We start from the raw sequence: 14,162 nt of genomic DNA on the forward strand, positions 1-14,162 counted from the left end.
TGGATACCTATCTTAAATATTGTTTCATCGCTTTAACTGTTTCGTCAGGTGCACTCAGATGAGGACAGTGGCCGGTAGTTTCTAGCGTTATAAAAGAACTATTTTGGACATTCTCGTGTACAAATTTTCCAACTTCGATCGATGCAATGGCATCTATTTTAGACTGTATGATGAGTGCATCGATGGTAAGTTTTTTCAGGTCACTTCTGTTGTCTCCTAAAAAAGTAACACTGGCAAAATGTTTTGCTATTTCTAAATTATTTTGGCAAAAACTCGCTTCTAATTCTAACGCTAATTCTGGTCTTTCAGGGTTGTTCATGATCACAGAAGCCATCTCACTAGACCAACCCAAGTAGTTAGATTCTAAAGTTTCTAGGAGTTCGTCAATATCTTTTTGAGAGAATCCACCAGTATAATTGGCATCATTGATATATCGTGCGGATGGACCAATCATAATTAACTTTTCGAAAAGAGAAGGTCTTTTGATAGCGGCAAGTGTTCCTATCATTGCGCTTACAGAGTGCCCAACAAAACAAACATTTTTTAAGTTTAAAGCATCACAGATGTCAATAATATCATCGGCATATCCTTCCAAAGAGCTGTATTTATTATAATCGTATGCATTTGTATCTGATTTACCTGATCCTACAAGGTCGATCAAAATTATTTTATATTGTTTTTTAAAATGTGGCGTAATGTATCTCCACATATTTTGATCACAACCATACCCATGCACTAAAAGCATCGCTCTATTGCCTGTACCCTGCACTGTAACATTGTTTTTTCTTATAATGTGTTCTAACATTTTATAAATTTATGTAGGATTATAATTTAAAGAAACCTGTTTCTTTTAAAGAGATATAACTTTACGGGTGAGTTCAATAACTCTAGGATTTTGGGAATAACTTTGCGAATCTAACAATAATTTATGAATTATGGCTATTAATTTTCATATTACTTAAAAATGGTACTATTGATAGATACAGTCACAGCTTGATAATTGGGGGCTTTATGAAACTTATTTAACAAATAAGTATTGCAGTAAATAGCCTTTTTAGAAAATTAAAATATGTTTTAAAAAGGAGCATGCTGTGAAGTTTAAAAAACAAAAAATAGCCGTTTGTACAATTAAAAAATTGGTTTATTTCATGGAAAATTAATAAAAAGTCTAAACTTGCACAAAACTGTGTTTTTATTGTTACAATTGTTAAAATAGAAAGGGCATCACAGGGAATAATTTGCACAGCTTGCTGTTAAAATTCACCTTTATAAAACGTACTTTTGTATTTATTCAAACTAACTAATTACAACCAAACCAATACAATTGAAAAATCAATATCTAGAAGAAGCGCGAATAGAACTTGTGAACGGCCATGCTAAAAAACGACATCCATTTCGAAATTTTGTATTAGCAACAAATGAAAATGGCCAGCCCAGGCAACGCACCGTTGTACTTCGGAAAACATTGTTAGATTTAAGTTTAGTAATTTATACTGATAAGAGAACTCAAAAAATTAAAGATCTTCAAAAGAATCCTGAATTTAGCGCCTTATTTTACGATTCTAAAAAGCTATTACAAATACGAATCGAGGGAAACGCAGAGCTGATTACAGACAGTGCACAAATTGCATCTTATTGGCATACTGTGCAAGCAGCGTCTAGAAAAGATTACACCACAAGTTTAGCACCAGGCACTCCGATAGAAAATTTAGATGAAGTAGGATATTTAGCTGCTGAAAATTATTTTTGTCCGTTAAGACTAGTCCCCTATAAAATTGAATATTTACGTTTGCAGCGTCCAAACCATGTTCGGGTTTTATTTTCAAAAACAGTTAGTGGTTGGACTGGTGAATTTCTAGTGCCATAGATTTTCAGTTTTGAGTGCGAAAAAATGCCTGTTTTTATAAGGTGGTTGACTACTTTTAAGGGAGGTTATCCGAAAACAAAGGCTTTTTTATAACTATTAATAAACTGCGCATGTTTTTTCTATGGGCATATGCAGTTTTAAGCCAGCCAAGCGATAACATGCAACGCTAAATGAATACAAAAAAGAGTTTTATCAGAACTTAATTAGCCTGCAATAAATCTTAAAATAATAGTTTTTCTAAAGACGTTCCATTTTCATACTAAAAATGCATGCTCCGCTATACATCAATACTTGCGCTATTGTTTTGAATTAAGAGCATCTCAAATGCTTCAGATAAGGGGTTGGTAATTTTCTCAAAACGATCATCATCGGTAGTGTACTGTAAAAATAAGATGGGCAGACAAACAAATATGCTCAACTTTATACATTGATTGGGACTTCTAATAATTAAATCTTATCGTACAATGCTGATTCCTTGCCTAAAAAAATCTTTACAAAGTATATTTCTCTTTAGATAACTTGAGAAGTGTTTGTTTTTATATTTAAAACACCTAGTTTAATTTGCTCTTTAACATTGCTAAAAACCGATGAAAGAAGCCTTAAAAACAACTATTCTATAGATTCTATGGCATTGGAAAATTAAGAAGTTTTTGTAAAATGGTTCTTAATCGGTTATTTTTCGCAAAACCCATTCTAAAGGTCCTACTTGATAATATTTTCTCCAAAGAATTGCAAATAGAATACAGCACATACTAAATACGATTGCGTATCCCACCGAAAATTCAATGGAGTACTTTCCTATTTTAGATGGATTTATTATTTCAATAATTCCCATTCCAATAATAACGTGTGCAACGTAGAAGGTCAACGCCAATTGGCCAGTTTTATTTAAAGCATCTATGATTGTGCTTTTTTCAAATTTCTTGGCAAGTAAAATACAGCTTGAAATGAGAACAAAGGCAATTGCAACCCCATTGCCCATGTAAAGGGGTAGCGGTGGCATTGGATTCGTTCCAAATATTTCAGTAAGTTCCAAAGCAGTTTCTTGGTTTCCTTCTGATAAAAGAGTGATGAAACCATAAGATACCATTTGAATAGCGATAAAAAATAGCGCGCTCATCCATAATATTTTTTTCAAGAATTGGTTGTTGTGTAAATCTTGCTTTCCAAACCAGTATCCAAAAACCAGGAAAGCTGCCCAAGGAATTGCGGGGTGGAAGCCATTAAAAAAGAGATTTCTTAGAAAGCCTTTGAACGTCCACAAATCTTGATATGTCAACGTTTTAAAATTCCACCCGTTCTCATAATTTAAAACCATCATTAAAATTGGATAGATTATGATTATAAAAACCCCTGTAATAAAGATTGTTTTTTGTTTGCACTTTAATATGACAAGTACCATTGCCATATAGACGCCATAAAAATGCAAAATGTCTGCTGGCCATATTGTGATGTATGATAGCCCAACAAAAAATAAAAACACCGCTTTTTTTAAAATTTTAATGCGTGCTATTTTTAACTTCTTATGATCCTTATTTTTAATGGCCGTGTTCGTCATTAAAGCGATTCCAACACCTGCTAAAACAACAAAGGTAGCTGCAGCTTTCCCATCAAAAACACTGGCAAATACGTGCACCCAAGACTGCCCACTATCACCAAAAACAACTTTAAAATTAACGATTATCATTCCGATAACTGCCAATGCACGCGCTACATCTATCCCTATAATTCTTTGTTTCATGTTTTTTTTATTTTTAAAATATAATAGCTTAAGGATTGCTTTTTCTTGAAGTAATTACCCCTTCCAACGAAGCTCCGAAAGAGAAGCTTCATTTATAAAAATAGCAGTTTAAGCAGTATCCGTAAAGTTTGTTCAATTTATCAATGCATAGTTAAAAATTAATCTCCACTTCTAATTGAAATGTAAAATTTCTATTGATTATGTTTAACATTTGCCAACGTTGAAAAATGCCAGTATTAAAAATGATTTCAAAATCGGTCTAAGAAATTAGTTTCACTCCTTGATTTGCGCAAAGACCAATTAAAAAGTTCTTAAACTTTTTTTCCGCTATATCTTTTAAAACTTCCATTCCAATAGGTACATTTAAACCAAGGTCTACATAAAGCCCTGGTATTTTTTTTATAAAGCCATTGAATACAAAACCAATGAGGTAGCAATCTACAGTGCGATATCCGCGCTGTCTCACTACGTTTGATATAGCTCTAGATTGACCATAGCTTATAATATAAAAAAAAAGCATTAAATTTTCTTCACGGTCTGCAAATTTTGCACACGCAATATTCCAGCTTTTGGCATATCTCTCTCTCATTTATTTTACTGTAAGCATCTTGAACCAGGTACCTAATGCCACATAGGTTTCGCGAATAGCAGCATCTTTGACGAATTTTTAGCAGTTCGTAAACTACTTTCTAACACTCTGTGTTCGGTTGCTTTCTGTTTTGTAATAAAGCTTCACAAGCAATATTCTAGAGTTTGTAAGATTTTGTTTTTCTTGGGTATTGTAGCTTTCTTTTAGATTCAATACTGGGAAAATTTGGTCTTCACAATGCGCAACTTCAAATGGCACAAATCCGTTTTTTTTGTTTAAAAATACAGCGTAATATGCACGCTTGCTGTTCTTTGATAGATGTTTGTTTGTACCTGTTTAATTTTTAAATTATAGATTTTAAAGTGAATGGAACTTTACCGTTTGTCGCACCCAAGGCGGCATCCATAAAACTTTTAATTGAACTGATAAGGCTTTTTTGTAGCTGTAGTTTTACTTTTTTTTATCAGTATTTTCCGCACGGCTGAGCTTTTTTTTTAGGCGCATATCAATGACATTTTTTATATAAAAATTTTGATTTTCAATTTTGAATGTGTTTTTATTTTAGACTAATTTTTTTGTGAAAATCAGCAACCAATGCTAAAAAGCAGTAAAATAAGTGTTGTTTTTTTCATCCTAATACCTTTAGATTGCAAGAGTATAATATATTTTAATTTCTCTAATTTCAGGAATATCGTATTTCAGTATCAACGATTTATTTGAAATTGAAAGGATGTACGCCTTTGTAATATCCCCATTTGTAGCTGTCATTAAAATAGAGGTCCCCTTGGTATTTAGGAAATACGTTCCTCTTTCTTTTTTACCGGCATACTTTGAGATAAGTATGGTGTTTTCTATAAAAAAGGTAACATCATTTTTTTTCTTTTTATCGGGTATGTATTTTTTTCCATCAATGGTGTAGTTTTGGAGTTTCCAACTATTGTATCGCTGTAGTCTTTTGTTTTTCGGGTATTGTATGAAGCGCTGATGTTATTAAAAAGTAACTAACAGCGATGAGCCAGGTATACATTTTCATTTAAATTATTTGTTTGATTCTAATTGATGCAACAAATATATTTTAAAAAAAAAAAGGATCTTGGCGCTCCCTATAATACCAAACAAAAAAATATGTCTTCTTTTATAGGGAAGACATATTGTAAATGCTTAAACATCTTACTATGAATTCTTTATATTAATGTGAGACTTGTGTTGTTTTTTAAATTCGGTAGGTGTCATCTGGGTATGTTTTTTAAAAGCGGTATAAAAAGCAGCTTTGCTATTAAAACCTACATCCAAATAAATGGAAAATATTGTATTGGGTTTTGGCGCTATAAGTTTCTTTTTAGCAGCTTCGATTCTAAAACTACTAATAAAATCAGGGTAACTCATTTTTGCGTTCTGGTTGATTGCTTGTGATATGTGATGCACCGATTGGTCTAATTTTTCAGCGACCGTATTCAATTTTAAATCAAACTCTAAATACAGGGATTCTGTATGTACGAGCATTTTTATTTGCTTAAAAAGAGCCGAAGAATCAGACAAAGAAGATTTTGCATATTTCTGAATCGTAGCGTTGGGTAAATCTTCAAAATTTCCAGAATATGCAAATACTGGAAAATGCATGATAGAAAAAGCAAATATGAAGAAGAATAAAGTATACACAAGCGTTTCTATTTTCAGGTAAAAGTCAAAGGCGCCACTGTCTAGACTTCCTAAAATTGTGGTGATAAAGACGATGATCTGTAAGAATATGATGGCGATCATGATGATTTTAATCCACTTGTAAAGATTTTTTTGACTTTCATTCAGTTTCACTTGAAATGGTGCTTTTTTTAATTTTTTATAGGCAAGACACATCAGTATTATATTCACAGCGCTTACTACACTATTTTCTACGAACACAAGGATTCCATAGTTTGACGTTTCTAATGCAGCAACAAAATCTTGTAAATTTTGATTGTGATCAAAGGGAAGGAACACCAGAATCCTTAGCAATGTGTAGACGCCTACGATGGGCATCCATTTCTTTAAATGCAGCTCAGATTTGGTATAAAGGATAATGAAATAGTAAAATAGCAGTCCGGTAAAATGATAAAAAAGGTAGGTAACACCCGAATAGGTAGCGGGGATTTGGTTTGTTATTGAAAGTGCATAATCTGCTGCGGTAAACACATAAATTAATAGCAAAGAAGCCAATACATAGCGAATCTTTTTATTTTCCCCTAGCCCAAATTTATTAAATAAAATAAAAATAATTAAGACACATCCAAAAAGAACACTTAAAACTGGAAAAACACTTAATACATTCATGTTGCTAAAATAAAAATTTTCTACAGGAAATAAAGTTTAAATGATTCCTTTTTAATCCATCCCTTTAAAAAAGCAGGAGAGTAGGAATTTCGATTTTAATCAAAAGTATGGAGTACAATACACGAATAATACGGTACTGGTTCTTCTTCCTTGTTCTCAAAGATCAGCAATTAATCAGATCCATTTGTAAAGGTAAAGTCTTACATTTTCACAGGACTTTTTGAGCATTATTAAAGATGGTAAGCGGTATTGAAACGGCCACAGAATTAAACTTTAGCAATCCTTTAAATTTTGAGACAGATGCGATCGTAACCATTACTGGGGTCTTGAAATTAAACTCCAATAATGTAGCATATTTTAATTATATCTTAGCAGGAGGTGCCGCAGTGCTTGCGGATTAAAAAAGTTTTTAAATCAATTTTGAGTAGGTTTTCCTTTTAGCGTGGCGGATGTTTAGACTGAACAAAAATTATCCCATTATTTGAATTTAATTCCTTTAATATTTTCGCTAATTACTTTAGTTTCTTCAATAGGTCAACAGGATCTTTACACGTTTTATCAAGGTTGAAATAGTCCTTTTTTTAATTATATACGTATTGATACTCTTAACTAGTTGCGACAGGGATAAGCCAAAACACAACCTTCAAAAAAAATACTGCCAGTTTGAACTTGCGTGCAATACCTGTAAAACAATCTGTTTTAACATCCCCTATTTTTAGCATTTTAAAAATTCACCCACAAACAAGAACACTTTAAAAACGATTTAAATTTTGTTTGTGCCTTATTTATTGTATAAAACCGCAGCTAATTCATTTTAAAGTGAATTATCAGAATGATTTATGGTATTCATAGGAATACACGAATATATGCCTAATTTTGAATCATTAAATAGATTAAAAACAACAATCAATGATTAAAATAGTATACGTAGGATTTGGAATTGTATCGCAAGGATTGGCTGAAATAATTTTAGATGTCAATGCGGTATTGCCAATTTCTAAAGGCACAGAAATACAAACAGTAGGAATACTAGACACGATGAAAGGCTGCAAGATAGATGCGAATGGAATCAATATGCAGGAAATACTTAACAATGCACACAAAGGAGATTACAGCCTATTGTCAGAACGCATCGTTGACATCACAAAAGCGATAGAAGAAATTAAGGCAGACATCATTATTGAAGCCAGCTTTACAGATATTAAAACTGGACAACCTGCAATCGCTCATATGGAAGCCGCATTAAATTCAGGAAAACATGTGGTAACTACCAACAAAGGTCCCTTTGCTGTAGCATATCAACAGATTTTTAACCTTGCCAAAAAAAATAACAAAACACTCGCAATTGAAGGGACTGTTATGAGTGGCACACCCATTATCAATGTCTTAAATACCGGGTTAGTAGGCGCTAAAATTACCGAATTAAGCGGTATTATGAATGGCACTTCAAATTATATTTTAACGCAAATGGAATTGGGCATGTCTTACGAGAAAGCGCTTTTACAAGCGCAAGAACTAGGGTATGCAGAAGCAAACCCAAAAAACGATGTGGAAGGTTTGGATACTTTGGCAAAGGTACTAATTTTAGCAAATGTTGTCTTCAATACACCGTTAGCACATGAAGATATCGCCGTACAGGGGATTTCTAAAATCACCCTCTCAGAGATCAAGGAGGCTTCTTCTAAAGGCATGAGATGGAAGTTAATTGGTCGTGTTTGGAAAGACAGTCAGCATAAAGTCCATGGAACGGTAGGCCCTATAATGGTGCCAACGAGTGATTCATTATATGGCATTTCTGGTGCAAGTAATGCCTTGAAAATCACCTCTGATATTCTCGGAGATACGACTATAATTGGAGCAGGAGCAGGGAAAACAGAAACAGGTTTTGCCTTGTATAATGACATTATATCCATTATGAATACTTAAAAAAAAACAGATGTTGACAGATACAAAAAAGACAAGTACAATTCCTGTTTATAATAGTTATACAGGAGAAATCATAGGGTCGGTGCCTCAATCGTCAGAGCAAGATGTAATGAATGCCTTGGACACTGCAAAAAAAGGGGAAGCTATTGGCAAAAAGATGCCCGCTTCAGAAAGAATTTCAATTCTTAAAAAAGCAGTTCTTTTAATGGAACAGGAATTTGATGTGTTGGCTAACCTCATCGCAACGGAAGGTATAAAAACCATCTCACAAGCGAAGAAAGAAGTAACTCGTGCCCTGCAGACAATGCAACTTTCCGCAGAAGAAGCGTCGAGAATCTCAGGAGCTACCATTCCGTTTAATGCGGTTCCCGGTTCAGAAGATCGAATGGGATATGAGCTCAAATGTCCCATTGGTATTGTTGTAGCCATTACTCCATTTAATGATCCTCTAAATTTAGTATGTCATAAGCTAGGGCCAGCAATTGCTGCAGGGAATCCAGTAATTCTAAAACCGAGTGATTATACGCCACTAGTGGCAATAAAATTTGGAGAAATTCTTTTTAAAGCTGGATTGCCGAAAGAAATGCTGAGCATCATTACAGGAGCACCAGAATATTTTGGAGATGCGCTTATTAGTGACGATAGAATACGATTGATCAGTTTTACAGGGGGCGTAACCGCAGCAAAAATTATACAGAGAAAAGCAGGACTAAAAAAGATGGTGATGGAACTTGGCTCCAATTCGCCAGTAATCGTGCTTTCTAATGCAGATTTAGAGGACGCTGTTCAATCTTGTGTCTCAGGAGCATTTTTTGCAAGTGGACAAAACTGTGTGGGTGTGAAACGCGTTTTTGTGGATGCGGCTATTTATGACTCTTTTTTAAAGAAGTTTGTCGCACAAACGGCAACCCTAAAAATAGGCGCACCCTTGACAGAAGGAGTTGATATTGGGCCTATTATAAGCAAACAAGCCCTCAACGAAATTGATCAATTTGTGATAGAAAGCATAGACCATGGTGCAACGTTGATTGCTGGAGGAAAAAAGATTGGAAATTCCTATATTCCGACTGTTTTAGTCGCCGATTGTAACAATGATATTGCGAATTGCAAGGAGGTTTTTGGACCTGTTGTCACTATTTCCAAAGTTGAAAATTTAGAGCAGGCCATTGACTGTTGTAATAAATCTCCTTTTGGCTTGCATGCTGCCGTTTTTACGAATGACATCCAGAACGCTCACAAGGCCATCAATGGTCTAGAATGCGCAGGTGTAATGATCAATGATTCTACTGATTATAGAATAGACGCCATGCCTTTTGGTGGTGTTAAGCTGAGTGGAATTGGTAGAGAAGGGGTGAAGTCTGCGATTGAAGCCATGTCAGAAACAAAAGTGGTATGTTTCAAACTAAAGAAATAAAGAAAACCAACAGCATGATAAGAGCCAATTCAATTGAATTGGCTCTTATCGTTCTATTCATGATTCAAGTAAATTGGAAATAACGGGTTTTGTGTAAAATCATAGATCAGGGAAGTTTCCAAGCTTTTCACATAGTCTTTGGTAACGTGATCCATCAATAAGTCCCGTAAATGGTTTTTATCTCTTACGGCTACATAGAGTAGGAAATCGCTATGACCTGCCAAGTGGTAGGTATTTATAACCTCTGGTAACAATAACATCGAGTTTTTAAAATCTTCCACTTTTTCTTTTGTGTTTTTTGTCAATTTTATAGAAACCATCGCTTCGATATTGGTGCCTAGTTTAGAAGAATCTACGAAAGCGTGAAACCCAAAGAATATTTTTTTCTTATTTAGTTTTCGCATTCTTTCAGAGCAGGTAGATTCTGCAATACCCACTGCTGCAGCAATTTGTTTATTGGACAGTCGCGCATTTTTTTGTAAAAGTCTTATTATTTGCTCGTCCGTTTTGTCTAATTCGTTGTTTTGATTGTATTTCCGAATATTCTCCATTGTTGTACTATTTAATTGTTTACATCTACGTTAAAGAACAATATTACAAAATTACATTTAATTTAAAGGTATACATGTTCCGCGTAACAGCTATTATTTTACAAGACCTCATAAAAAAAAGTGCATTTATCAGTGCTATTTTGCTGACTTCAGCCCGAATGTTCAAATATTTATGAGCTTAAGCGTCTTTTGATTTTTTATAGGATATGCGCTACTTTCTTTTATTCAAGCCAATTTTATAACTCGTATACGTCTCCTTTTTTTTCTTATTGGTTCCTTTTGGTGTCGCTTTTAAAAAATATTTGATAAAAAGCGGCGGATTCTAGCAGTTTCTTTTTTAGTTCTTCTTAGCTACCTTTTTAAAATAGGATGAAACGGTATGAGATTCACAGGCTTCTATTTTCTGAAAATATGAGTGTGGGCAAACACACTTTTTAAAAGGACACTATAATAGCACATGGGAAATTGCATTGCAAAACGAATTAAGTTAAGGACGCATGGTTTTTTGTGAATAAAATTTTAGCTCAATTTAAAACCGTTGCAAATTGGCTTCATTTTAAGAGTATTTATATATAATCGAAGAAAAAGATAAAAAAGATACATTATTTTTGTTCTTTATTTACTTTTCATTAAATCAAAAATTTGTTACAGAAAATACCACAAGTACCTCAAGAACAATTTACAGATGCAGATTATTTTATTTACTGTTTAGAAGCAGTTCCTAATATAGAAACAGACAAGGCTAGCGAAGCGCAAAAAAGTCTAGAACAACTGACCATGCAATACGGTATTGCCAGTATTTATAAAACATGTGACACGATCGAAGGATTGGAAGATAGCTTAAGTGCGTTGGTTTCAGATGATCACAACTTTAAAGATTACGAAATCATTTATTTGGTAATCACTGGTGAAGCAAATAGTGTTTGTTTGAACGGCTATTACTATAGTCTACAAGAAATTGCAGAAATATTTGAAGGGAGATTAAGTGGAAAGATTGTGCATTTTTCAAACGCAAAAGTACTGGATTTAAGCCGAGAAGAAGCACAATATTTTTTGGATATCACTGGTGCAAAAGGTCTTTCAGGCTATGGTAATGAACTGAATGAAATAACCAGCGCAAATCTTGACAAAGCTTTTTTTAATTTATTTGAAGAAAATGAAAATATGTTAGAGGTTGTCGAGGAGTTGCATCAAAAATATTACACTGCCTGTAAACTACTCGATTTTAGATTGTATTATTAAACCAACGTTTAAGGTTTGAACTTGTAAAATGACTCTTTATTTTAAGTTTAGAATTTCTAGTGATATTTTAGATTTCGACTGCGCTCAAAATAAATTATACAGCGCATTGTAGCGATCATCTAAATTTTTTAACCAAGACTTTTAAAAAGAAATGATCTATAGGCGCGGCCAATATTAAAGATACATTTCAAAAGTCACGATCTAAAAACGTATTTGTTTTTGTGCTGGCACATTCCAAATGCCGTAAGTGATAGAAATGGAATAAGAGGACTCATAATTCTTGTTTTTAATAGAATCATTTAAATAGCATTGATGCCCGTGATGTCTTTTCCAGTAATTAAAAGATGCATTTCGTGGGTTCCTTGGTAGGTAATTAGCGTCTCTAAATTCATCAAATGACGCATAATTGGATACTCTCCGGTGATGCCCATTCCGCCAAGGATTTGTCTTGCTTCTTTTGCCACTTCCTGCGCCATTGCTACATTATTTCTTTTGGCCATTGATATTTGGGCATGTGTAGCCTTTTGTGCATCCATTAAAACTGCCAATTGATAGGATAGTAATTGCGCTTTTGTAATTTCTGTAATCATTTCAGCAAGTTTTTTTTGGATCAACTGATAGCTCGCAATAGGTTTTCCAAACTGAATGCGCTCATTCGCATATTGCAGCGCCGTTTCATAACAATCTAATGCGATCCCTAAACTACCCCAAGCCACCGCATATCTGCCAATATTTAAACAAGAATACGCATCTTTAATAGAAGCACTTTTTTCAAGTAACTGCCCTTTGTCCAATGCGGAATTATCAAATGTTAATTCACCGGTATTAGACGCTCTAAAAGACCATTTATTCTCAATTTTTGCAGTCGTAAAATTGCTGATATTCGCGGTTTCAACAATGATACCTTGTACTTTATTTTGTTCATTTTTAGCCCAGACGATTGCAATATCTGCATGAGAGGCATTTCCTATCCACAATTTACTTCCGTTTATAATAATTTTATCCTCGACTATTTTAAAATTGCAATGCATATCAGACGCGTTAGAACCAAAGTTGGGCTCCGTCAAACCAAAAGAGCCTAAGAGCTCACCTGACGCTAATAATGGCAAATATTTTTGTTTTTGCTCCTCAGAACCAAACTGCCAAATGGAATACATTACTAAGGATGTTTGAATAGAACTCATAACGCGTATTGCTGTGTCTCCGCGCTCTAGCTCTTGCATCATTAAACCATATGACAAATAATCCATGCCGAAACCACCGTATTCTGTCGGTATAATAAGTCCGTATCCTCCAATAGCTGCTAATTGTTTCGACCAGTCTTTTGAAGTACTAGCGGTTTGCGTATAGTACTCAATAGTTGGCTTTATATCTCTATGTACCCAAGCTCTCGTAGCGTTGCGTATTAACAATTGTTCTTCGGTAAAGTAGCTATCAATATCGTAGTAGTCTGTATGCTGTTTCATCTGCTACAAATTTAATTATTTAAAATGATTCTAAATAGCTAAATTTATAATATTTTTGTAAAAATAAGATTTCGCTATTTCGAGGATAAATATTGAAATTGCAGGAGTATTATAAACACTGTTCATCTTTTCATTATGAATTTTAGACAATTAGAATATATCATAGCGGTAGAAAGGTATCGCAATTTTAATAGAGCTTCTTTGGCTTGTGATGTTGCACAATCCACATTAAGTAGAGAAATACAACGTTTAGAAAAAGAGTTTGATATCATCATTTTTGACCGATCGCGACAACCAGTGCTGCCTACATTAAAAGGTTTAGACCTTATTGGAAAGGCTAAAGAAATTCGTTTTCAGCAAAAAGAATTCATCCAGATGGCTTTTGAAAAGAAAGACGAAATTTCAGGACAAATTAACTTGGCCATTACAGAAATTTTAGCCCCTTACATCACACCAATTTTTATAAAAAAAATAACTAAAAAGTATCCAAAATTAGAAATTAAGATTTTAGAATTGAGCGATCGTCGCATTGAAGATTATTTAATAAATGAGCAAGTAGATGCTGCGGTAATGATCAACCCCTCTTTAACCCATGGCTATTATGAGCAAAAATTGTACAAGGAAAAGCTGTGTGTATATTCAACAGAAATAAAGCAGACAGAGAACAATTTGATTTCATTAAGAGATATTAATTTTAATGAAATTTTATTACATGAAGATTTAAGAGATCTCTTGATGCGTCAAATAAAAGATTTGGGAACGCAATCTTTTGAGCGCTTAAAAAACAACAAAATCAAGTATTTAAAAGGAAACTTAGAAACTTTAAAAAATATTATTGATATGAATGGAGGCACCATGTTTATACCAAAAATTGCGGCCATTTATATGTCAAAAAAACAGAGAACACAACTACTTATGTTTAGAGAAAACACTTTAGAATTGGATGTGAATTTAGTGTCTACAAGAGGTTTTGAAAAAAAACATATTATAAAAAAACTTGTGAATGAGCTTTCAAATTTACTTGAATTTGGTACACTTTAATTTTTATTCGCTGAAAGC

The 14,162-nt window shown here is 33.7% G+C and carries 13 protein-coding genes; 6 read left to right on the forward strand and 7 right to left on the reverse strand.

What is annotated here, in order from left to right; genetic code table 11:
• Positions 1 to 7 precede the first annotated feature (7 nt).
• A complete protein-coding gene (locus PI23P_RS09420; RefSeq protein ID WP_004570590.1) occupies positions 8 to 805 on the reverse strand; it encodes an alpha/beta fold hydrolase in 798 nt (265 codons plus the stop codon).
• A 519-nt stretch (positions 806 to 1,324) separates the two neighbouring features.
• On the opposite strand from PI23P_RS09420, the gene PI23P_RS09425 reads away from it, so the two are divergent.
• Positions 1,325 to 1,867, forward strand: coding sequence for a pyridoxamine 5'-phosphate oxidase family protein (locus PI23P_RS09425; protein ID WP_004570591.1), 543 nt, complete (start codon positions 1,325 to 1,327; stop codon positions 1,865 to 1,867).
• 277 nt (positions 1,868 to 2,144) lie between these two features.
• Here the strand turns inward: PI23P_RS09425 and PI23P_RS12525 are convergent, their stop codons facing one another.
• From PI23P_RS12525 to PI23P_RS09440, 4 genes are all read right to left on the reverse strand, one after another.
• A complete protein-coding gene (locus PI23P_RS12525; RefSeq protein WP_155811765.1) occupies positions 2,145 to 2,285 on the reverse strand; it encodes a hypothetical protein in 141 nt (46 codons plus the stop codon).
• A 246-nt stretch (positions 2,286 to 2,531) separates the two neighbouring features.
• Positions 2,532 to 3,608 carry a DUF418 domain-containing protein gene (locus PI23P_RS09430; RefSeq protein ID WP_004570592.1) on the reverse strand — a complete coding sequence of 359 codons (1,077 nt, stop codon included), beginning with the start codon at positions 3,606 to 3,608 and terminating at the stop codon, positions 2,532 to 2,534.
• A gap of 259 nt (positions 3,609 to 3,867) precedes the next feature.
• Positions 3,868 to 4,197: a hypothetical protein gene (locus PI23P_RS09435; protein ID WP_004570593.1), complete on the reverse strand. Its 330-nt coding sequence runs from the start codon at positions 4,195 to 4,197 to the stop codon at positions 3,868 to 3,870.
• 1,173 nt (positions 4,198 to 5,370) lie between these two features.
• Complete coding sequence (locus PI23P_RS09440; protein ID WP_004570594.1) at positions 5,371 to 6,504, reverse strand: helix-turn-helix domain-containing protein; 1,134 nt, start codon at positions 6,502 to 6,504, stop codon at positions 5,371 to 5,373.
• Between the two features lie 236 nt (positions 6,505 to 6,740).
• On the opposite strand from PI23P_RS09440, the gene PI23P_RS09445 reads away from it, so the two are divergent.
• The 3 genes from PI23P_RS09445 to PI23P_RS09455 all read left to right on the forward strand — a co-directional run bounded on the left by PI23P_RS09445 (position 6,741) and on the right by PI23P_RS09455 (position 9,844).
• Complete coding sequence (locus tag PI23P_RS09445) at positions 6,741 to 6,905, forward strand: hypothetical protein (protein ID WP_004570595.1); 165 nt, start codon at positions 6,741 to 6,743, stop codon at positions 6,903 to 6,905.
• Between the two features lie 508 nt (positions 6,906 to 7,413).
• Positions 7,414 to 8,430: a homoserine dehydrogenase gene (locus PI23P_RS09450; RefSeq protein WP_004570597.1), complete on the forward strand. Its 1,017-nt coding sequence runs from the start codon at positions 7,414 to 7,416 to the stop codon at positions 8,428 to 8,430.
• 10 nt (positions 8,431 to 8,440) lie between these two features.
• The gene (locus PI23P_RS09455) at positions 8,441 to 9,844 is read left to right on the forward strand and encodes an aldehyde dehydrogenase family protein (RefSeq protein WP_004570598.1); all 1,404 of its coding nucleotides are present in this window, start codon (positions 8,441 to 8,443) and stop codon (positions 9,842 to 9,844) included.
• A gap of 53 nt (positions 9,845 to 9,897) precedes the next feature.
• Here PI23P_RS09455 and PI23P_RS09460 read toward each other — a convergent pair whose 3' ends face one another.
• Entirely contained in the window at positions 9,898 to 10,395 is a 498-nt protein-coding gene (locus PI23P_RS09460; protein ID WP_004570599.1) for an Lrp/AsnC family transcriptional regulator, read from the reverse strand.
• 642 nt (positions 10,396 to 11,037) lie between these two features.
• On the opposite strand from PI23P_RS09460, the gene PI23P_RS09465 reads away from it, so the two are divergent.
• On the forward strand, positions 11,038 to 11,637 hold the full coding sequence (locus PI23P_RS09465; protein WP_004570600.1) for a DUF6642 family protein: 600 nt from the start codon (positions 11,038 to 11,040) through the stop codon (positions 11,635 to 11,637).
• Positions 11,638 to 11,936: 299 nt separating this feature from the next.
• Here PI23P_RS09465 and PI23P_RS09470 read toward each other — a convergent pair whose 3' ends face one another.
• Positions 11,937 to 13,103, reverse strand: a complete 1,167-nt coding sequence (locus PI23P_RS09470; RefSeq protein WP_004570601.1) for an acyl-CoA dehydrogenase family protein — start codon at positions 13,101 to 13,103, stop codon at positions 11,937 to 11,939.
• A gap of 135 nt (positions 13,104 to 13,238) precedes the next feature.
• On the opposite strand from PI23P_RS09470, the gene PI23P_RS09475 reads away from it, so the two are divergent.
• A complete protein-coding gene (locus PI23P_RS09475; RefSeq protein ID WP_004570602.1) occupies positions 13,239 to 14,144 on the forward strand; it encodes a LysR family transcriptional regulator in 906 nt (301 codons plus the stop codon).
• The last annotated feature ends 18 nt before the right edge of the window (positions 14,145 to 14,162 follow it).

This window comes from Polaribacter irgensii 23-P (assembly GCF_000153225.1).
In the GTDB taxonomy this organism is placed as follows: domain Bacteria; phylum Bacteroidota; class Bacteroidia; order Flavobacteriales; family Flavobacteriaceae; genus Polaribacter; species Polaribacter irgensii.